Source organism: Streptomyces sp. AA4 (assembly GCF_000158875.1).
Taxonomy (GTDB): Bacteria; Actinomycetota; Actinomycetes; order Mycobacteriales; family Pseudonocardiaceae; genus Amycolatopsis.
Map to the genome: position 1 here is coordinate 151,039 of NZ_GG657748.1, position 18,540 is coordinate 169,578.

Genomic DNA, 18,540 nt, shown 5'->3' on the forward strand with positions numbered 1-18,540 from the left:
GGACGACAGCGGCGTGCTGGAACGAGCCTGCGGCAACTGGGTGAATGGCGGTCCCACTGCCTGCACCGGCTGGCACCGACCGGACGAGCCCGCAGCCGCCCCGGCTCCGGGCCTCGCCCCGTCCGCGCTGCCCGGTGCTCCCCTTGCCTCCCTGGCCGCGCGTCCCCGCAGGCCGTCGCGGCAGCCTGGCGCGCCTCGAACTAGAAGACGAGGCCCTGCCCGGCGACCAGCATGCCGAGGTCCGATGCCGTGAATCCGTGCCATTCCACCGTGCGGTTTTTGTGCGGGCCGGGCAGTCGCGGTCAGCGAACGAGCCGGGACGTCGCAGGCCAACTCCCCTGGAGGGTCACGGGCGGTCGCGGTTGACTACCGTCTCGTGTTCCTGCGGTGGTGCGGCCAGCACAGCCCCGAGGAGCCGCAAGTACGTCTCCGGGCCGAGCACCGTCCGTCGCGCGTCGCGAGGCACCCGCAAGCAGGGATCGGCGACCAGGTCCGCGAGGGTCGCCTGCTGTGCGGCGGTGAGCACGAGGCCGAACTCCGCCAGGCGCGCGGCGATCCGCTGCGGGTCCTCGCTGCCCGCGACCTCGACCACCCAGCTGACCAGGATCGCCGCCGTCCTGCGATACGTGGCGTTTCCCCGCTGCCGCAACGATGTTCCCGCGTCCGCGCTGTCCACAGTGAGCGGTCCGTGCTCGCCTTCCCACTGTTGCAGCAACATGACCGCGAGGTGGCTGGTCGCGCCGTCGGCGCCCGGCCACACTGCCAGGGTTGTCCGTCCCGGCCCTGCGAGCACGTGGTCCAGCAGCCCGAGGTTCAGGGCGTGGTCGTCGTCGAGCTCTCGGCCGGGCCGGTTCAGATCGCCACGCAGGCCGGGCTCGCCCAGAAGCCCGTCCAGCACCGCGCGCTGGGGGGCGGTCAGCACGCGGCCGTGCCGGGCGAGCCACTCGGCGATGCGGGAGGGATCGTCGCTGCCCGCCTTGCGCACCAGCCAGGCGAGCACCAGGGACGCGGTCGTCGAACCGGTGGTGTCGGCGTCGACGACGACGGGCTTGAACTCGGCCTGGCTCGCGAACCAGCGGGCGATCGCAAGATTCATCGCCGGGTCGGTCTTGTCCCGGCTGCCGCCGTTCCGTGAACTCCACAGCATGGCGGTGGTGAGCTCGGCCTTGTGCGGCAGCGGGATCGATGCCTGGGCGGAGGTTTTCCCTTCGCCGCCGCGCCGTATGCCGCCGAGAACGCGGTCCAGGTCAGCGGCCCGCTCGCGTTCCCGGTCGACGGCCCGGGCCGCCTCCGTATGTTTGCTGATTCCGTGCTCGGCCTTGTATGCCTCGATCCGCGCCTTGCGGCGGCGCGCGCTGCGCTTGCCCATCCGGTCCTCCTCGTGCGGGAGCCCACGTCACCCCGCTGAGTTCGCCAGACGGCACGGCAGTTCGCGGGTTTCCTCTGGCGCTGTGAGTCCTCCCCGGGGAAGGGAAGCCAGCTCGTCCTCGGCGCCGCGACCACGTGGGGATCAGTCGGCTCGGAGAAAGGCCCGCGCATGCCCGGCACCGAGTCTAGCGGCACAGCCGCCGGGCGAACCCGGCGGTGATCCCGCGCAGCAGGGTTCGCCAGGGCCGGGCAGGACGACAAAAGGGGGCTCCCGGGCTCGTCCGCTAGACTCGTCCGTCGATCAGTGTTTCCCTGCCGGGCGCGGGGGTGTTCGACCGTCGTCGCGGGCCTCGATCGGTGCCCGTCTGCGACGGCGAGTTTCCGCGCCCGCACCCTTGGAGACCTGATGTGCCCGTCCTCGCCCGACGCCGTGGCCGACCTCGACGTGATCGCTTGGATCGGCGCCCACCCCGACGACGGCAGCGATCTTGCCGAGCTGATCGTCTGCCCTCGGCTGGCGTCCGACGCCAAGGGGATGCCGGTCGTCGCGGCCGCGCTCGGGCTCATACCGGTGAAGAGCGCCCCTCCGCCGGTAGTGGCCCGCGGCAGGGCGCGGATCCTGCTCGAGGGCACCGGCGCGCGGCTGCTCTACGGCCGGGACGGGGTCCTGTCCCATCCTGGGTCCGGCGAGTGGGTGCGCGCCGCCGAACATCACGGCTTCGCCCTCGTCGTCTGCGCGCGCGAGCCGGTCAGCGGCGGCCTCGAGCAGTTCGTCGACAGTCTGTTCGCCCGCCCGGACCGGCTGTACTTCGGCAAGGTCCTGCTCGGCGAGCGTGCCGACGACGCCTGCGCCGAACCGAAGGCGAACACGGTGGAAGTCGTCGAGGGCGGGATCGCGGAGCTGGCCGCGATGCTGCCGGTCACCGAGGAGGACATGGCCCGGAAGTCGCAGCTGACCGGCCCGGTGCTGCAGTTCTTCCGCGAGCACGCCGAGCCCGGCCGCACCTACGCGATGCAGGAGATCGGGGCCGCGACCGGCATCGGGCCGGAGGACGCGTTCGCGTTGATGCACTGCCTGAACATGCTCGTGGAGCTCGGGGTCCTGGAGGCCGGGCCGCCCGCCGGCGGACACGGTCCGACATGGCGGCGCGCGTAGCGCTCCTGCTCCGCCCGGCGGAGCGGAGCGTCGGAGGGGCACGGACCGGGCGCCGGGGCTAGGCTGCGGGCGCATGAGGCCGATCGAGCCGTTGCCGGACGAGGTCCGAGCGGTGCTGACGAACTGGCTGTCCGAGGGGCCCGACGAACCGGTCGAACCCTACGACCAGCTGCCCGAACGGGAGAAGAGCTACATCCTCGCCAGCCGGGCGCTCGTGTCCCTTCTGGTCGAGGAGGACCAGGGAGGCCGGGCCGGGGAACGCGCCCGCGACCTGGTGAAGAAGCTGTTGGAGAGCAACGGCCGCGAAGCGGCGCGCACGCTGGTGCGCTACGTCCTCGACGATGCCGGCCTGTCGCCGCGACCGCCGTCCGGGGCCGACGCGTGACAGAAGACCTGACACTCTCGCGATGACCGACGACCTCTCCCCCGTTGTCGGCGCCGCCGCCCGCGAAGACTGCACCCGGCGGACGACCGCGCTGGCGCGGATCGCGCGGGAGACCAACAGCGGCTGGCTGCGGAATGTCTGGTCGCGCGGCGAGTGGCAGATCGTCGCGCTGGTCCCGGACGACCAGGAGGCGCTCGACAGCGTCGGCTCGACGGCCGACCAAGGCAGGCAACGACTCGTCGGCGATCTCGCGGGGACGAACGTCGAACAGCGGCTCGCGGACGTGCGCGCGGTTCTGTGACCGGGCGTGGGCCAGGCAGTTGGGTTTCCTGGCCCACGTTGTCCCGGACGGGCTCGCCGGGACCCACCCAGCCTGGGCTGTCCAGGCGTGGCGATCATGCCCGATCCGCGGTGCCCGCGCGCACCCGGGACCGAGCAACGGAGCGCAGCCCCGGTGTCGCACAGCGGTTCCGGGCGCCGCCCGGCCCGCGCTGCGGAGAGCGGGCAGCGTCGCCGCGCCCGACTCTCCGGCAGCTTCCTGTTGTGGCACAACCTGATCGGCAGTCCCGCGGGCATGCTCGCTGGCCACCCGTCGGGCCAGCCGGACGGCCAGTCCGGGCTGCCATCCGCGCGGCGTCGGCGACGATCGCGAAGCCTGGACCCCGCTCCGCCGTGCCGAGCGACCGGTGTCGAGACCGCCCTCACGGTGTATAACGACCTATACGTCCGCGCGAAGTTGCGTCATCGTCGCGTCGTCGCCAGACCCGAGCGAGCACAAAGGACCGGCCACGGCCGGACTCATCTACAGGGCCGGCGCCGCCGGGACTGTTCAGCCGCCAGGAGAACAGAAACGACGGCCGCGGACGCAGCGTGCTGCGGCGGTCCGTCGACCGCGGACCGTCCGGACTCGGGTCCGCGCCGCGCAGGGGAGTGCTGCCGAGGCCGAAGCGAACCCGGCCGGGCGCCGGGGAAGGCCCCGTTCCGCCGGGACCATGTCCGCAGTGCACCCGGTATCGTGTCGTGACGAGCAGGGCCTGACAATCCTCGAGAGTCCCGGAAGGGTGCTGTGGCCAGCCTGGTGTCGTCGTTGGACGACCTTGCGGACGTGGAGTGGGGCAAGTTCGGCCTCATCGACGACGAACGGGTGCAACCGGGCGAACGAGGCTGGTTGGCGCTCGGGTCGCCGGACACCTTCCTCACGGGCAAGAACGGTGCCGTCTTCCGCAGCGGCGGCACCGCCCATCGCGCGGGCGTGCGGCTGGAGTTCTGGGACAGTGTCCCGCCGGCGGCCGCCGACAGCTGGGACACCGCATGGGAGAACCGGATCCCGTTGACCTCGGGGGTGGTCCGACTGGCTTTCGTGGCGTCCGGGGTCTCGGAGCGGACATTCCCTCTGGACGGTCCCGGGGTGTACGGGATCCGGGTGCTGTGCCGGGGCCGGCAGGACGCCCGGCGAACAGGCGACCTGCCCTACACCGGCGAGGTGGTCGAGCACTGGGTGCTGCAGTTCTGGCTGCAGCAGCGGTGATCGGCGGGGTGCAGGCCCCGGCGAGCCTGCACCCCTTCCCGGATCTCCCGGATCACGGTGTCGCGTCGACGTAGAACTCGTCGCTGTCCAGGATGCGGTCGTAGGAGTACCACGCGCCCAGCCACGTGCCGGCGGCCTCGTTGTCAGGGCCGGAGATGCGCTGCACCGAGAACCGCCCGTCCCCGCGCGCCGCGCCCTCTTGCGTGGTGTTGAACGGGTACTCGTCGCACTGGTACTTCCCGCCCTCGGTGTAGTTCGGGCCCCACTCGTCGACGCAGGCCTTCACCGCCGCCGCCCGGTTCTGGTTGCTGTTGTTGTAGTACCACCGCGTCAACGGCTGGTAGCCGAACGCTCCCGGGATCGTCTTGGCCGGGTTGCGCGGAATCGTGTTCTGCGGGAACTGCTGCGCGTACCGGTAGTGCGCCGCCGATTCGCGCATCGCGGCGAACTCGGGACGGCTGACCGGGAAGTGGATGACCGCTTTGACCCGGCTGAAGATCGCGGCGTTGTTGCCGTTGAGGTTCAGGTAGTTGACCGTGTCGAAGCGGACCCGCTGCGCGGGGCTGTCCGCGCTCTGCGGCTTCGAGTCGGGCAGGACCGGGACCCTGGCCGTGGCGTGCGACCAGAAGTCGAGATAGCCGAGCCTGTTGGCGTTCTGCGGCGTCCACGGCGGTGCGGGGGAGCTGAATTCGGTGTAGTACGTGTGCGTCCGCTGCCACTCCCCCAAAGACCGCTCTTCGGCGGTCGGGTAGCGCGGATCCGTGGTGCAGTCGTCCGGGTTCAGCAGCGCCGTGCACCGCAGATCGAGCCGCAGCAACGTCGCCTCGGCGAGGGCCGGCGTGTTCGACACGACGTCGTCGACGTAGGTGACGAACCTCGCCTTCCGCTCTCGTTCGGAGCCTTGGCCGATGATCGTGACCCGGAAGGTCGACTTCACGTCGAAGCACTGCCCGGGGAAGCAGATCCGGTCGCCTTTCTCGCCCTTCATGATGCGGCAGAACCCGTAGTGGTTCTTGATCCACCCCTCCGGGCCCCCTGCGCGGCGACCATCCCGCCGCGGCCGGGGCATGCGGAGCGCCGCGGTATTCGGAGCGATAGGTCGCCGTGCTGGCGCGGTCCTCCCGGCGCAGCTGCTCCAGACCCGGACGCCCGCGACGACCGGGCTCCTCCGGGCCGGCAGTCCATCCGCTGTCGCTCGCGGGGTAGAAACGCAGCTCGGACGACACGACTTTCCCTCGGGACAACAAATCCGGAGGCGGCGTCAGCGGGTCCGCCGCCACAGGCGCGATTCCACCGCCCAGCAATCCCGCCATTGCGAAAACTGCAATAAGGGTCCGTCTGCGAAAGCGCGTAATACGTGAACGCGATCGTTGCACTTCATGCTCCCCTCGAATTGCCGATCGGCGAGGAAGACGTGCCGGACGATTCCGGAAAGATGCGAGGCGCGGTCGATCCCGCCTCCCCTGCGCTCAAACCGGGTCCCAGGAACCGGCAAACGGTACGCCTCCCCGCGTACGACTCCGAGCGTGGCCGTGATCACCGATGATGAACATCCGCCGACCGAGTGACCTGAGCCTCCGCCTGCCGGTGTGCACGGAAGGCAATTCTCTCGGCCGCTCCCGCCTTTTGCATAATCCGATGCGGATGCACTATTCGAAGCGAAGGGACCGGCATTCTCCTGTTGTCAGGATTAACTGGTGCGCGCGACCAGTGATATCGTGCACCCAGCAGGGCCAATACGGCGGTAAAGGCAGTCGCTCGGCAAAACCGCCTGCAGCCCCCTGCGACGCCGCGAGGCCGAGGCCGATACGGCCGGGTGCGAAACACGGCCGATCCCGTAAACCCCCGCGGGGGCGACCGGGCCGCCGGGCGCGGCCCGGTCGCCAGGCGAGGCGAAGTCGCGCAGAGCGACCTGCTTCCCGCTGCAGGGCGTTTGCGAGAGACCGCAGCCGCAGCACAGGGATTCGAGCACGCGCTGCCGTGCCGCGCGGGTCACGCTCGCTGCCTCGCCAAGCAGCCCGAACGCGTCGCCGCCGCGGTAGACCCGGATGCCGGCGAACGGGTACGGGATCACGTCGGCGGGCAGGCCGTCGAGCGGGTTCGCGAGTCGTGGGGACGGCTGGTGCAGGCGAGTCCGACGTTCGTGGCCGGTCCGGCCGTTCAGTTCAGTGCTGGAGGGCGCGGACCCGGTCGTGTTGGGCGGCGAACTCCTCGGCTCGTGTGGCGCGCTGCTTCCAGAGCACGGCGAGCCACCGCAGCGCGATGGTGCGCCGGGCGGCGTCGAATCGGGCGCGGTTGTCCGGTGTGATGCCGAGGTCGGCTTCGGCGCCGGTCCAGACGTCGTCGGGAATGGCGCGGGCGCTGATGTGCTCGATGTGGTCGGCGGCGTCGACGGCGATGTCGGAGCAGCCGCTGAATTCGAAGTCCGCGACGTAGGTGGACTCGGACTCGCCGTCGTGGAGCCAGTTGAGCAGGTTCGCGTCGCCGCGGGAGTAGACGCGGGCGGCGGGCTGCGCGAGCAGTTCGGCGTCGCCGCTGTTCTCCCACCGGCGCAGCAGAGTGAGCATTTCTGGAGTCAAAGGATCGTCGGCGGCGGCAGCGAGTTGGCCTGGCCAGACGTCGGTGAGCCGGGCGATGTGGTGGCGGACGGAGCCGACCCGCTCCAGGCTGGCCAGCGGCTCTTTCAGCGGAACGTTCTGCAGAGCGCGGGTGGTGTCGGCCAGTGCCTTGATCGCCGACGCGGGGTCGAGAACGTCCAGGATCGGCGAACCCGGCAGCAGCGTCATACCCAGGGCCGGTTGTTCGGGGTCGTCGTCGAGCCAGAGCGGCTTCGGCGCGATGCCCAGGCCGGCGGCGTGGGCGAGGCCGTGCCATTCGCGTTCGACGCGTTGCCGGTCGGTCTTCCTGTAGAGCTTGATGCAGATCGGCGTGGCGGCCGTCGTCCAGGCGAAGACGTCGTTGTTGCGGCCGCCGTCCAGTGGGTGCAGCCCGAGTTCGTCGAGCGAGGCGGCCAGTGCGTCGGCTCCGGCCGCCCGCGCGGTGCGCAGGGCGTTGAGCAGGTCGGCGGGGGCGGTGTGCTCGTGGTGGCTGGCGAACGTGGTCATCGTTTCGGACTCTCGGTTTCGGCGCGGCGCAGACGGACGGGGCCTGGCGTGGCCAGCGTAGGAGACGGGCTGGGCAGTTTCTTGGTGCCCCGCACACGAACCCAGGTCGATGTCGCCCGGCCGGCTGAGCTGACCCAGGGCGGCGTGAACGGCGAGGTGAATGCCGACCGGGTCGAGGTCGGCGGCATCGAGGACGGTGAGCTGGGGGTCTCGTTCGGCGAGCAGTGCGTAGGCGTGGTCGACCCAGGCGAGGTGTGCGCGTTGTTCGCCGGTGAACGCGGGACGGTGGTCTCCCCCGCGTTCACCGGCGCGACGGGCAGCGACCGCGGGGGGCATCCGCAGCCACAGCGCTCGGGTGGTGCGCGGCCCGGCCAGGGCTGTGATGGAGCTCAACCAGTCGAGGGCGACCTGGGCGGGTGCGCGGTGCTGGCGGAGGAGGGCGGCGATCGCGTAGGAGGCCATCGTGTGGATGCCGCGGTCTTCGATCACGATCGCGGATGGGTTCTCGGCCAGCGCCGGATCGAGGACGGTGGCGACGAGGTCAGCGCGGATGGCGGCGGTGATCATGGTGTCGGTGATGGCGTCGCCGCTGCGCAGGAAGGGGTCTCCGCTGGTGCGGAGCAGGTCGACGAGGGCGGCTGCGACGGGGTCGGTGTCCAGGGTGGCCAGGTCGGGCAGGACGGTGGCGTGGTGGCCATTGGATTCAAGGCACCTCGCGAGCATCCGGCTCTGTGTGCTCTTGCCTGCTCCGGGCAGGCCTTCGAACGTGATCAGCACGCCACGACCTCCTCGCCGGTGAAGCCGTTGATCGCGCTCGCACGCTGGACGATGTCGAGAATGTCCTCGATCAGTGCGGGGGCTACGGCGATGGTGCAACGCGAGGCTGTGGTGTGGTCGGTGCCGTCGAGATCGGTCACGTGGGCGCCGGCTTCGCGGGCGATGACGGCTCCGGCGGCCATGTCCCAGGTGCGGTTGCCGAGGGTGATCGACGCGCCGAGGGCGGAGTCGGCCAGCAGCGCGAGGTCGGCCGCGGCAGATCCGAGCATCCGGATGCGTTGCGCGCGGGGGGCGAGATCGGCCTGGATCGCCAGCATCGTCGCGTTGCGGGGGCCGGCGTCGGGTCCGGTGCCGTAGTCGCCGAGCGCGACGATCGCCTCATCCAGCCGGTCCGGGCCGGCGATGCGGAGCGGGCGGCCGTCCCGGCAGGCGCCGAGGCCGTCCGCCGCCCAGTACGTGCGGCTGAGCTGGGGCAGGGCGATAACCCCGAGCAGAGGATCCTCGTCGACGACCAGGGCGAGGGAGATACCGGTCAGCGGGATGTCGTGGGTGAAGTTGGCGGTGCCGTCGACCGGGTCGATGACCCAGCGGGTGCCGCTGGTCGGGCCGCCTTCTTCTTCGCCTTGAACACCGATTCCCGGCGTGGCGCGGCTCAGCTCGTCGCGCAGGATCCGTTCGATGGCGAGATCGACGTCGGTGGCCATGTCCCGGTCGCCTTTGCCGGTGCAGGTGCGGGGGCGGTGGGTGCGGAGGAACTCCGCTCCGCGCTCGACGGTCGCCTGCGCGATCAGCAGCAGTCCTAGCAGTTCGGTGGTCACGAGGTCTCCACGGTGGTCGGGACCGGCAGACGGATCCCGGCGTCGGACAGAGCGAGGATGTCCAGGTGGCGCAGGACGATGTCGAGGTTGGTCGCGACGGAATTTCCGGTGTCCAGCAGCAGTTTCGGGCCGGTAATCGGCACGGCGGCGGCGGCGAGTTCCCGGTGCAGCTGCGGGGTGCGATTGGCCGCTGGGTGTCGGCCGTGCTGGTGATCGACGGCCAGCCGGACGTGAGCGACGTCGGCCGGGCAGACGCACTCGAGCAGCAGCAGGGGTTGCCGGTGCGTCGCGGCAAAGGACCGCAGGTGCTCCACCTGACCGGGGCCTAGCCAGGTCCGCCCGTCGAGCACGACCGTCGTGGCGGGAGCACGCAGCCACTGCCAGACCGCGGTGGCGAACAGGACCTGGACGCAGTGGTCGTCCTGGTCGCGGGTGTAGGCGGTGTGCTCGGTGCCGAACAGCGCGTGCCGGACGGCATCCTTGCGCAGCAACAGCGCACCGGGGATGTGGCTGGTGAGCTGCTCGGCCAGCGTGGTCTTGCCGACGCCGGGCAGTCCGGCCAAGGCGATGATCATCGGCGCTGCTCCTCGTCTACGGGGATGTGGGACGGGTCGGCGGGCAGCAGCGGCCACTGCGAGCGCAGCACCGACCAGCCGGCGAGGACGGCGGCGTGGTGCGGTGGGGGCGGCGGACTCGCACGGACCTGGCGGATCGCGTCGGCGGCGAGCGCCCAGCGCGGCCTGGCCGCGAGCCGGGCCAGCGTGTGGTTGACCGCGTCCGACGGCGCGAGAACAGGCAGTCGATGGTCGTGCGGAGGAACGGTGATCCCGATGCGGCGGGCCAGCAGGCCGCGGACGTCGTCGTCGGCGCCGCCGTGCGGCAGGGTCGTGCACAGGTCGACGACGATGAGCGGGACGATCGGGTCGCCGGTCTGCCGCGTCCAGGTCCCGTCGTCCCGGCTGGGCTGGTAGCCCTGGGCGCGGAGGACGGCGCATGTGCGTTCGGTGTCGCCGGGCGCGATGAGCAGATCGATGTCACTGAACTGGCGGGCGCCGGTGCTGGCGTAGAGGGAGTGCTCCACGCTGAGCCCCCCGAGCACTACGGCGGCTACGCCGGCGGTGCGCAACGCGGCGGTGTCGGCGAGCGCGGCCACGCGGCAGGCGTAGGTCTTGTACCGGTTGGTGCGCAGCGTGCTGTCGAGGAACCGCCTCACCGTGCGATCCAGCTCGGGAATGGGGTGGTCGTGCAGGTACGCGGCCAGCAGGCAGAGCGTCTTTGACCGCACTGATTGCTCAAGCACCGCGCCCAGTTCGGCGACCACGGCACGGGCGATCGTCTCGTGGCTGTCGGCGCCGGTGCCCCAGCACAAGGCCCGGACGGCGTCCTCGGCGAGGCGGCCTGCCCGTCGGTCGGTCATCCCCGACCACCCGGCCCGGCCACTCGGGCCGCGGCGTGGTCGAGCAGGCCGGCCACGCGGGCTGCCAGCGCCGCGGGCGAGTCGGTGACCGGGATCCGAACACACGGCACGGTTCGAGCGAGCCGGTCCGCGACGGCGGTGAGGGCGAGCGCGGTCCGATCTCGGTCGGGCGGCAGCAGCCAGTGGTTGCGGTGCGAGGTGGCGCGGGTGACCGGGTCGTGCATGAAGAACTGGGTGCGTACCAAGACGTCGCGGACTTCGGCCGACGGCACCGGCTCGGCCGGGAGATCGCTGACGCTGCGGTAGGGCCAGAGCATCAGCGTGGGGCGGAGCTCGCCGAGCAGCCGCATGTCGGGCAGCACAGTCCGTAGCTCGCCCGGCTCGATTGCGATCTTGCCGCTGGGCGCGGGGCCGGCAGGGCGGTTTAGCTGCTGTTCGGCGGGCAGGAACCTGGTCATCCCCGGTACGGCGCGCAGCGTGCTGGCGGTGGCGCGCAGATGCATCGGCCAGGCATAGCCGACCGTGCCGTCGCCGTCGCGGCGGAGCAGGAGCCGGTCGTTGGTGACGAAGTCCCCGCCCATCAGCCGAAGGATGCTCAGGAGGGTGGTGGTCTTGCCCGCGCCCTTCGGCCCGGCGATCAGCAGGCCGTGGTCGGCGCGTACGAGGGCGGCGGTGTGCGCATAGACCGCGTCGTGCTCCAGAAGTTGGGCGGTCATGGCCTGCCGCACAAGTCGGACGGCGAAGAACCGCGCGGAGTCCAGGTTGCCGGCGTGCACGGTGACCGACCCGGCCATGTGGTCGAGGTGCACGAGGGCGGCGTGGTCGCGGATCCAGAACGCACGGCCGCCGCGCAGGTCGATCGACCGGGCGTTCAGGTTCGGCCCGATGTCGCGGTCCTCGGCGTCGGCGAACAGGGCGTCGGCGCCGGACTGGTCGACGGACACGCCGGTGTGCAGAGTGACGGTCCATCGGCTGGCTGCGGTCCCGGTGCGCGCGTAGGAGTAGAGCGTGGTCTCCGCGTCCTTGACCAGCTCGCTGCGGTCGGCGCGCAGGGTCACGCTGGCCGCTCCCTGGACGAAGCGGCGCGTCGCGCGAGCGGGTGCTGCACAGCCGATCAGCGGCCGGATCGGACAGGAGGCATCGGCCGGCGCAGGTTGGCGCTTGCGCGAGCTGGTCATGACGCCGCCGCGGGGACGGGGCGACGGCCGAAATGCGCGGCGTGCTCCTGCAAGCGGGTCAGTTCGGCGGCCGGGGCGTGGCGGTAGAGCGCGGCTAGCCCCGAGGGCATCAGCAGCGCCTCGGCCCAGTTCGGGAACTCGCCGCGCCGCAAAGGTCGTTCGCTGAGCTCGCGGCTGGAGCCGACCGCGGCGATCTCCGACGCCGTGCGCGCGATGGTCAGCTCGGGCGCAGGCGCCGCCCGGTACTTCAGGTCGCTGTCGGCCGCCTCCCGGCTGGTGTGTCCGGCCAGCAGGTCGGCGACGTCGGTGTAGATGTTGAACACCGCCGCCGGCGCGTCGAGCACGACGGTCAGGTGCCAGGCACCGAACGGGATGACGACGTGATCACCCGCCTCGCACACGTGATAGTCCATTGTGGAGTTGCCGTCGTCGTCGATGTTGGTGTGCAGCATGAGAACCCTGCCGAACAGGCACTGGAAGATCTCGACCTGGGCCGGGGTGTTCCAGTGGCCGAGCGACCGGCCGAGTTCCGGACCGTGACCGAGGTTCGCCGCGGTGTAGACAACGAGGTCGGCGAACCAGGCACGCGTGCCTTCCGCGACGTCAGCCGGCTGGCTGGTCTTGGGCCGGGGCGCGGCGATGTCGCGATAGGCGAGGTAGAGCTGCGGGTCGACGCCGCGAGTGAGCGTTGCGCGCGCCTCGTCCCTGTGGGCCAGGTAGACCGATCCGTCGGCGTCGGCGCCCGTCAGCAGGTCGCGCAGGTGCCGAGCGCGGCCTTCGCGCGCTGCTGCCGCGACGAGCAGGTCCAGGCCGCCGGGCGGCAGCGGGCACGGGGAGACGCGGGCCGGGGGGATGTCCAGCGGCGTGATCATCAAGCGGGTTCCTCGGATCGGCGGGTTCAGGAGCAGGCGGCCAGGACGGCGGTCGGCATCTGGTCGAGGCTGGTGATGGCACGCACGCCGGCGGGGCAGGGTTCTCCGCGCGGGTTGAACAGCACCGCGCGACATCCGGCGTTCAGCGCGCCGTGGATGTCGGTGGTCAGGCTGTTGCCGACGTGCACGACCCGGTCGAGGTCCGCGCCTGCGGCGGCGGCGACCGCGGCGAACATCTCCCGGCGAGGCTTGGCCAGCCCGACGTCGGAGGAGAAGACGGTGTCGTCGAACAGGGTGGTCAGGTCGTGGTCGTCGAGGATGAGCCGGGACACCGACGCCGGAGTGGCCAGGGTGTTGGAGGTCAGCACGAGCCGAGCTCCGGCCTGCCTCAGTGCCCAGAGGGCGCCGTGCGCGCCGGGGATGAGGTCGGGGCAGGCTCGCAGGACCGCGTGGGTGTGCGGGACGAGCAGAGTGTCGACCAGCCGCGTGTCCAGGGGCAGCCCCATGACCGTGAGCATCTGCTCGACTTGGGCGCGCACCGGAGGTTGTTCGCCGGTCGTGCGTTGACGTCGCTGGGTTTCCGCCCGCACGGCGAGGATTGCTTCACGGACCTTGCCGTCGGGTAGGTCGTGGCCGAACTCGACGAGCACGGTCTCGAACTCGCGAATCCGCCAGGCGGCTTCGGCCTCGCGATCGCCGTAGGTGATCAGCGTCCCCCACAGGTCGACGCTGACCACCCAACCCTCCAAGGGATCCGCCGCCGCCTGTGTCACGTCCGCACCTCGACGCGCTCTCCGTCGACCGCCGCGTCACCCCGCCGGCGGTGAAGCCAGGCGGTAGTGGCGGCGAGGTCCTTGCTGCCCAACAACAACGACCCGACGACCACAGCGTCGGCGCCCGCGTCGGCGAGATCGGGAACGGTGTTCTCGCGGATGCCGCCGTCGGCAATGACCGGAAGCTGGTCTCGGCCGGTGCGGGCGGCCAGCGCCCTCAGCTGCCGGACACGGTTCGGCGCGACCGGGTCCATCGCGGTGCCCTTGGTGCCCAACGGCGTGCCGATGAGAACCACGAAGTCGACGTCGTCGAGGTACGCCCCCACCGTGTCGACGGGCGTGTCCAGGCGCAGCGCGAGGCCGGCGGCACCGCCCCGTGCCCGGACCGCTTGCAGGGCGGCGACGACGTCGTCGGCTTCCGCGTGTACCGACAGCAGGTCCGCTCCGGCGCGGGCGAAGTCCTCGACCAAGGGCAGGGCCTGCTCGGCCATGACGTGGACGTGGAACGGCACCTGTGTGTGCGAGCGCAGCGCCGCGACGAGGTCGGGGAAGAACAGCGGACTCGGCACGAACCGGGTGTCGGAGGCGTCGATGTGGAAGACGTCGGCGTAGGGGGCCAGCCGGGCGACCTCCGCGCCGAGATCGGCCAGGTCGGCCGACCACAGCGACACCTCGACCGCGAGCCGGTCGCGCGGGTACAGGTCAGCCAGCGGCAGCATTGCGGACCACCTGGGTGTCGGTGGAAACGGGGAAGCGGGCGCGGCAGTGCTCGACGGAGCTGGTGATCAGCTTCAGCACCTCGGCGGAGTCGTCCTCGAACCGCGGGTAGACCTCCAGGATCACCGAGATGTCGGCCAGGTCGTTGTCGGTCAGGCAGGTCGCGAGTGCGCCGACGTCGAATGTGCCCTGCGGGTGCGGCCAGCCCCAGTGCGGGTCGCCGCGGCCGTCGGTGTTGTCCAGGTGGATCTGCCGGATGCGCGGGCCGAGGTTGTGGATCCAGCTCTCGATCCCGGCGTCGGCGCCGTGCAGCCGCTTAAACAGCGCGTGTCCGGTGTCCAGCGTGAGTCCCACGTTGTCGACCCCGCGCCCGCGCAATGTGTTCAGCAGGGTCTGGCAGTGGTCGATGGAGGCCGGGTACTCCCGCAGGATCGGGGTCGGCTCGACCAGCAGCTCGCGCACTCCGACCTCGGTGGCGCGGCGGGCGAGTCGTTCGAGGTGGTCGACGAGTTCGTCCTGGCGGTCGGCTCGGCGGTCGGGGTCGGCGGCGTCGGCCTCGCTGATCGTGCCCATCGGGCCGCCGACGGCCGGAGCGCCGAGTTCGGCGGTGAGGTCGATGGCGCGTTGCCACCAGGTCAGGGCGGCGGCGCGGGCGTCGGCGTCCGGGTCGAGCAGGCCGCTGGGCACGTAGTGCGCCAGACCGACGAAGCACGAGTCGATGATCAGGTTGTGGGCCGCGGCGGCGTCGCGAACTCGGCGGGCCAGCCGGGCGCGCTGCTCGTCGGGCCACCAGGGGTCGAGCAGGTCGAAGGTGAACTGCACCCGGTCGAGGCCGAGGTCTTCGCGGACGAAGGCGGCCCAGCGTTCCGGTTCGGGCATCCTTTTGACGGCGAAGCAGAGGTTGATGCCCAGGGGCATGGCGGAGCTCCTTGTCGGATCGGTGGTGAGGCCAAGCAGAGGGATTCGGTCAGTGGGTGGGCGCAAGCGCGTCGAGGTGGGCGCGCAGCAGAGCGCTGAGCTCGTCGATCGAGTGGGCGATACCGCCGTTGAGCGAGTAGTCGATCATCAGGTTGTTGGAGTCGGTGCCGCCGAAGCGGCGCGAGTCGGTCTGCACGCCGAAGCAGTCGGCGCCGCGGGCGCGGGCCATGCCGAGTTCCACGCAGCCGCCCTCGTCCGGGACGCGGCCGTCGAGGATGAACACGAAGATCGGGCATTCGGCGATCGCGGCGCAGTCCAGGTCGTAGAGCCGGCGCCGGACGGTGTCTTCGTCCAGGCCCTGGCGGACCAGCGGGGCGGCTTCGCCGCCGTCGCGCTGGGGCAGAAAGGTGGCGAGGCCGAGGGCGCGGACCGCGGCGTCGACCTGGATGTTGAATGCCTTCTCCGCGTCGCAGAACAGCGGTGCGGCGATGTATGCCTTCATGGAGATGCTCCTCGATCGAGGGTCGGCAGGGTTGGTCAGCTCGCCACGGCCGCCCCGACGGTGGCCAGCGCGGTGAAGAACTCATGAGCCCGGTGGTCGGGGTATCGGCCATCGCGCATGGCCGGGATGTAGAACTCTCGGACCCGATCCCAGGTCCAGGGCTGCTGCTCGAACTCGGCTTCGACGCCGTTGTTGGCAAGGGACGTCCAGCGGCGCAGGCAACTGGGGCACCGGCCGCAGTGCGTGGTGCTGCCGTCGGTGCGGCTGCAGGAGAAGGTCAGCAGCAGGTGATCGACCGGCAGGCCCTGCGCCAGGTACCAGGCGATGATCTCGGTCTTGGTCATGTTCCAGAACGGGCTGTCGACCCGGACCGGTTGTTCGGAGAAACGGGCGATGAACCGGCCCATGTCGGCGAACGCCTCGCGGCTCTTGTCGAGGGTGTGGTCGCCCTTGACGCCGATGCACCACACCACTTCCGCCCGGTTGGCCGCGAGCATCGCCAGGTGCACGTTGCGCAGCGGAATGATCGCGTCCTCAGCCTCCCACGCCCCGAGCCGGAGTTCCTCGCTGATCTCGACCTCGATGCCGGCGGCGTCGGCGAGCGCGGCGATGGCGGCGCGTTCCTGGCTGGCGTAGCGGTGACCGAGGTCGAAGTACAGGCCCGGTGGGCAGCCGAGGTAGTGCCAGGCGGGGTAGGAGTCCAGCCCGGCGGAGAACAGTAGGACCTCGGGGATCCGGGTCTCGGTCATCGCGATGCTCCTGTCTGAGTGTGCAGCACGGGCGAGAGCAGTTCGTCGATCTCGGCGAGCACGCTCGGCGTGGTGCGGGTGCCGACCCGGATTCGCCGGATGCGGTCGGGGAGGGCATTGGCGAGCAAGCGGTAGGCGTGGCTGTAGCGAGGCAGGAACAACAGCCGCTCCACCGAGCCGGGGCTGCCGCCGCCGCGGCCTCGGGCTATGGCGCGTTCGCGGGCCAGCGGCCAGGGCATGTCCAGCCATAGCGCGACGTCTGGATGCAAGAACCACGGAGCGGCGACCGCTCGAACCTGCTCCAGCAGCAACATCGGGTCCAGGTCGGGGTGTTGTTCGCACAACACCGCCAGGGCGTAGGCGAGCTTGGAATACACGCCGTGGTCGATGACGACGACGTCATGCTCGGCCAGCACCGGCCGGTAAAGGACGCGGTGGTTATAGGACTCCCGACACAACCGCAGCAGGACGTCGACCGTGGCATGGTGCGCCGCGGCGTAGCCGCCAAGACCGTCGCGGCGACGCAGCGGCGCGGTGTCGAGCATGTCCGACAGGCGTTCAACGACGCCGTGACGGGGCCCGTAGTGCATGACCCGTGTCGAAAACCCTGCGGCGGTCAGCCGCTCGCCCAGCGCGGTGGCCGTCGTGGTTTTTCCAGTGCCCCAGATTCCCTCAACGGTGATCAACACACCGCGGACGGCCTCGTAGGGTGGCGGGTCGGCTCGGCCGGCGACAAGGTCAGCGGCCACGCTGGTCTCCCCAGACGAGCACGTGCAGCCGCGTGGTCAGGTGGAAGCCCCGCTCGATGGCCGGTTCAGCGATCTCGGCCAGCCTCCTCGTGACCTCCTCGGCGGTCCGGCCTTCGGGCATCACGTACACCGGTGCCAGATCGTGGTCGGCGACGAGCTCGGTGATCTCGTCGAGGTCGGCGATGCTGGAGACGACGAACTTGAAGACGGCCAGCCCGCTGGCCGCGAAGTGGCCGAGCACCCGGCCTTTGATCCGCTTCGAGATCGGCATCCCCGCGCCGAAGCTCGACAGCTTCGGCGACACGTTGAACCGGGTGACCCAGGCGAGCAGGTCCGGCGCGGGCACGATCGTGCCGTTGGTCTCGACCTCCACCTCCAGCCCAGCGTCCGCGAGCCCCTGCGCGAGGGCGGTAAGGCTGCGCTGCTGCATGAGCGGCTCGCCGCCGGTGATCACCACGAGATCGACCGACTGCACCGTCACCCAGGCCAGCAGGTCGCTGATCGAAGCGACGGTGCCTTCGGCGTCCAAGTCGAACCGTGTGCGGTCCCAGGTGTAGGGAGTGTCGCAGTTCTTGCAGGTCAGATTGCAGTTCATCAGCCGGATGAACACCGCGCGGCGCCCGATCGACGGACCTTCGCCCTGCACGGTCGGACCGAACCTCTCCGCGACGAGCAGTTCGTCGTCGGCCAGCGTGATCGTCATTGACCGCTCCGCTCGTCCTGGGCGAACTCGGCCCATCGGCGCGGCGACTCCCAGACGCGAACAGCCTGGACCGCGGCGGCCTCTCGTGCGTCGGCTTGGCTGAGGGTCCAGGCACACAGGTGCTCGGCAAGCAGTTCCGACGTCGGCTGGAGCTCAAGCACGGCGTTCAGGTCGCGGTGGTCCAGGTAACGGTCGAGGTACTCGGCAAGCCGTGAGCGGAGCCTGGCACGGCGGCGAGGGCTCGTCTGCTGGTCCAGCCGGAGGTCCACCCGATATGAGTGGCCGTGCGGCCGGCCGCACTTGTGTCCTTCCGGCAGGCCCTCCAGGTGGTGCGCCGCCTCGAAGGCGAACGGCTCGTCGTCGACGTGCCGATGCGCCCCCGTCGCTGCGCCGAGGCCAACGCGGACGGCGCGGAGCTGTTTCCCGCGCTCGGGCGGCATGTGGGCCAGGAACCACGCGGTGATGTGCTGGGCGAGCGCGTCGGTGGTGGTGTCGAACGTGAACAAGGCGTTGAGGTCGCGGTGGTCCAGTTCGCGCTTGAGGTACTCGCCGACGGGGGCGAGTTCGGCGTAGTCCGCCACGAAACCGGGTGCCCGCAGTTCGGTGTCGGTGAGCTCGACCTCGACGGTGAAGGTATGGCCGTGGGGACGCCCGGCCTTGTTCTCGGTCGCGGGCGGATTGGCGAGGTGATGCGCCGCGGCGAACGAGAAGCTGCCGTCGCCGATGCAGTAGCGGCCCCGAGCCAGGTCGCTCGCCGCGACTCGGGTTGAGCTCTCTGGGTGGGGCCTCACGGTCCGTCCTCTCGTTGCCTGCTGCCCTGGGGACC

General features: G+C 70.9%; 20 protein-coding genes. 4 read left to right on the forward strand and 16 right to left on the reverse strand.

Features of this window, described 5'->3' with window-relative positions; genetic code table 11:
- Nucleotides 1-346 precede the first annotated feature (346 nt).
- The gene (locus tag SSMG_RS40990; protein ID WP_009086260.1) at nucleotides 347-1,369 is read right to left on the reverse strand and encodes a hypothetical protein; all 1,023 of its coding nucleotides are present in this window, start codon (nucleotides 1,367-1,369) and stop codon (nucleotides 347-349) included.
- 405 nt (nucleotides 1,370-1,774) lie between these two features.
- Between SSMG_RS40990 and SSMG_RS40995 the strand changes: the two genes are divergently transcribed.
- From SSMG_RS40995 to SSMG_RS41010, 4 genes are all read left to right on the forward strand, one after another.
- A complete protein-coding gene (locus SSMG_RS40995) occupies nucleotides 1,775-2,524 on the forward strand; it encodes a hypothetical protein (RefSeq protein ID WP_037719233.1) in 750 nt (249 codons plus the stop codon).
- A 73-nt stretch (nucleotides 2,525-2,597) separates the two neighbouring features.
- Nucleotides 2,598-2,909, forward strand: a complete 312-nt coding sequence (locus SSMG_RS41000) for a hypothetical protein (RefSeq protein WP_009086264.1) — start codon at nucleotides 2,598-2,600, stop codon at nucleotides 2,907-2,909.
- Between the two features lie 22 nt (nucleotides 2,910-2,931).
- Nucleotides 2,932-3,210, forward strand: a complete 279-nt coding sequence (locus tag SSMG_RS41005; protein ID WP_037719235.1) for a hypothetical protein — start codon at nucleotides 2,932-2,934, stop codon at nucleotides 3,208-3,210.
- A gap of 765 nt (nucleotides 3,211-3,975) precedes the next feature.
- Entirely contained in the window at nucleotides 3,976-4,437 is a 462-nt protein-coding gene (locus SSMG_RS41010) for a hypothetical protein (protein WP_009086267.1), read from the forward strand.
- Nucleotides 4,438-4,489: 52 nt separating this feature from the next.
- On the opposite strand, the gene SSMG_RS42845 is transcribed toward SSMG_RS41010, so the two are convergent.
- The 15 genes from SSMG_RS42845 to SSMG_RS46570 form a co-directional block, all read right to left on the reverse strand.
- A complete protein-coding gene (locus tag SSMG_RS42845; RefSeq protein WP_050788558.1) occupies nucleotides 4,490-5,425 on the reverse strand; it encodes a hypothetical protein in 936 nt (311 codons plus the stop codon).
- Nucleotides 5,426-6,602: 1,177 nt separating this feature from the next.
- On the reverse strand, nucleotides 6,603-8,318 hold the full coding sequence (locus tag SSMG_RS44175) for a phosphotransferase (RefSeq protein WP_009086272.1): 1,716 nt from the start codon (nucleotides 8,316-8,318) through the stop codon (nucleotides 6,603-6,605).
- Entirely contained in the window at nucleotides 8,312-9,136 is an 825-nt protein-coding gene (locus tag SSMG_RS41030; RefSeq protein WP_009086274.1) for an inositol monophosphatase family protein, read from the reverse strand. The genes SSMG_RS44175 and SSMG_RS41030 overlap by 7 nt, the downstream gene beginning before the upstream one ends.
- Nucleotides 9,133-9,711 (reverse strand): AAA family ATPase, encoded by a 579-nt coding sequence (locus SSMG_RS41035; RefSeq protein ID WP_009086276.1) that lies wholly within the window; start codon nucleotides 9,709-9,711, stop codon nucleotides 9,133-9,135. The genes SSMG_RS41030 and SSMG_RS41035 overlap by 4 nt, the downstream gene beginning before the upstream one ends.
- The gene (locus tag SSMG_RS41040; RefSeq protein ID WP_009086278.1) at nucleotides 9,708-10,553 is read right to left on the reverse strand and encodes a nucleotidyltransferase family protein; all 846 of its coding nucleotides are present in this window, start codon (nucleotides 10,551-10,553) and stop codon (nucleotides 9,708-9,710) included. The genes SSMG_RS41035 and SSMG_RS41040 overlap by 4 nt, the downstream gene beginning before the upstream one ends.
- The gene (locus SSMG_RS41045; protein WP_199786466.1) at nucleotides 10,550-11,611 is read right to left on the reverse strand and encodes a hypothetical protein; all 1,062 of its coding nucleotides are present in this window, start codon (nucleotides 11,609-11,611) and stop codon (nucleotides 10,550-10,552) included. Before SSMG_RS41045 ends, SSMG_RS41040 begins: the two co-directional genes overlap by 4 nt.
- A gap of 116 nt (nucleotides 11,612-11,727) precedes the next feature.
- The gene (locus SSMG_RS41050) at nucleotides 11,728-12,603 is read right to left on the reverse strand and encodes a hypothetical protein (RefSeq protein ID WP_050788559.1); all 876 of its coding nucleotides are present in this window, start codon (nucleotides 12,601-12,603) and stop codon (nucleotides 11,728-11,730) included.
- Nucleotides 12,604-12,629: 26 nt separating this feature from the next.
- Nucleotides 12,630-13,376 carry an HAD family hydrolase gene (locus SSMG_RS41055; protein WP_009086284.1) on the reverse strand — a complete coding sequence of 249 codons (747 nt, stop codon included), beginning with the start codon at nucleotides 13,374-13,376 and terminating at the stop codon, nucleotides 12,630-12,632.
- On the reverse strand, nucleotides 13,373-14,095 hold the full coding sequence (locus SSMG_RS41060; RefSeq protein WP_009086286.1) for a ribulose-phosphate 3-epimerase: 723 nt from the start codon (nucleotides 14,093-14,095) through the stop codon (nucleotides 13,373-13,375). Before SSMG_RS41060 ends, SSMG_RS41055 begins: the two co-directional genes overlap by 4 nt.
- The gene (locus tag SSMG_RS41065; RefSeq protein ID WP_009086288.1) at nucleotides 14,079-15,011 is read right to left on the reverse strand and encodes a sugar phosphate isomerase/epimerase; all 933 of its coding nucleotides are present in this window, start codon (nucleotides 15,009-15,011) and stop codon (nucleotides 14,079-14,081) included. The genes SSMG_RS41060 and SSMG_RS41065 overlap by 17 nt, the downstream gene beginning before the upstream one ends.
- A 49-nt stretch (nucleotides 15,012-15,060) precedes the next feature.
- Entirely contained in the window at nucleotides 15,061-15,513 is a 453-nt protein-coding gene (locus SSMG_RS41070) for a nucleoside 2-deoxyribosyltransferase (RefSeq protein ID WP_009086289.1), read from the reverse strand.
- Nucleotides 15,514-15,548: 35 nt separating this feature from the next.
- Nucleotides 15,549-16,262: a 7-cyano-7-deazaguanine synthase gene (locus SSMG_RS41075; protein WP_009086291.1), complete on the reverse strand. Its 714-nt coding sequence runs from the start codon at nucleotides 16,260-16,262 to the stop codon at nucleotides 15,549-15,551.
- On the reverse strand, nucleotides 16,259-17,011 hold the full coding sequence (locus SSMG_RS41080; RefSeq protein ID WP_009086293.1) for a hypothetical protein: 753 nt from the start codon (nucleotides 17,009-17,011) through the stop codon (nucleotides 16,259-16,261). The genes SSMG_RS41075 and SSMG_RS41080 overlap by 4 nt, the downstream gene beginning before the upstream one ends.
- Nucleotides 17,001-17,714, reverse strand: coding sequence for a 7-carboxy-7-deazaguanine synthase QueE (locus SSMG_RS41085; protein ID WP_009086295.1), 714 nt, complete (start codon nucleotides 17,712-17,714; stop codon nucleotides 17,001-17,003). Before SSMG_RS41085 ends, SSMG_RS41080 begins: the two co-directional genes overlap by 11 nt.
- Complete coding sequence (locus SSMG_RS46570) at nucleotides 17,711-18,505, reverse strand: 6-carboxytetrahydropterin synthase (RefSeq protein WP_050788560.1); 795 nt, start codon at nucleotides 18,503-18,505, stop codon at nucleotides 17,711-17,713. Before SSMG_RS46570 ends, SSMG_RS41085 begins: the two co-directional genes overlap by 4 nt.
- Between the last annotated feature and the right edge of the window lie 35 nt (nucleotides 18,506-18,540).

What these genes read in the sequence shown, in the direction of transcription:
- SSMG_RS40990 (WP_009086260.1), bottom strand. Translation starts at nt 1,369, where the DNA reads ATGGGCAAGCGCAGCGCGCGCCGCCGCAAGGCGCGGATCGAGGCATAC.
- SSMG_RS40995 (WP_037719233.1), top strand. Translation starts at nt 1,775, where the DNA reads ATGTGCCCGTCCTCGCCCGACGCCGTGGCCGACCTCGACGTGATCGCT.
- SSMG_RS41000 (WP_009086264.1), top strand. Translation starts at nt 2,598, where the DNA reads ATGAGGCCGATCGAGCCGTTGCCGGACGAGGTCCGAGCGGTGCTGACG.
- SSMG_RS41005 (WP_037719235.1), top strand. Translation starts at nt 2,932, where the DNA reads ATGACCGACGACCTCTCCCCCGTTGTCGGCGCCGCCGCCCGCGAAGAC.
- SSMG_RS42845 (WP_050788558.1), bottom strand. Translation starts at nt 5,425, where the DNA reads ATGAAGGGCGAGAAAGGCGACCGGATCTGCTTCCCCGGGCAGTGCTTC.
- SSMG_RS41035 (WP_009086276.1), bottom strand. Translation starts at nt 9,711, where the DNA reads ATGATCATCGCCTTGGCCGGACTGCCCGGCGTCGGCAAGACCACGCTG.
- SSMG_RS41040 (WP_009086278.1), bottom strand. Translation starts at nt 10,553, where the DNA reads ATGACCGACCGACGGGCAGGCCGCCTCGCCGAGGACGCCGTCCGGGCC.
- SSMG_RS41050 (WP_050788559.1), bottom strand. Translation starts at nt 12,603, where the DNA reads ATGATCACGCCGCTGGACATCCCCCCGGCCCGCGTCTCCCCGTGCCCG.
- SSMG_RS41060 (WP_009086286.1), bottom strand. Translation starts at nt 14,095, where the DNA reads ATGCTGCCGCTGGCTGACCTGTACCCGCGCGACCGGCTCGCGGTCGAG.
- SSMG_RS41065 (WP_009086288.1), bottom strand. Translation starts at nt 15,011, where the DNA reads ATGCCCCTGGGCATCAACCTCTGCTTCGCCGTCAAAAGGATGCCCGAA.
- SSMG_RS41070 (WP_009086289.1), bottom strand. Translation starts at nt 15,513, where the DNA reads ATGAAGGCATACATCGCCGCACCGCTGTTCTGCGACGCGGAGAAGGCA.
- SSMG_RS41075 (WP_009086291.1), bottom strand. Translation starts at nt 16,262, where the DNA reads ATGACCGAGACCCGGATCCCCGAGGTCCTACTGTTCTCCGCCGGGCTG.
- SSMG_RS41085 (WP_009086295.1), bottom strand. Translation starts at nt 17,714, where the DNA reads ATGACGATCACGCTGGCCGACGACGAACTGCTCGTCGCGGAGAGGTTC.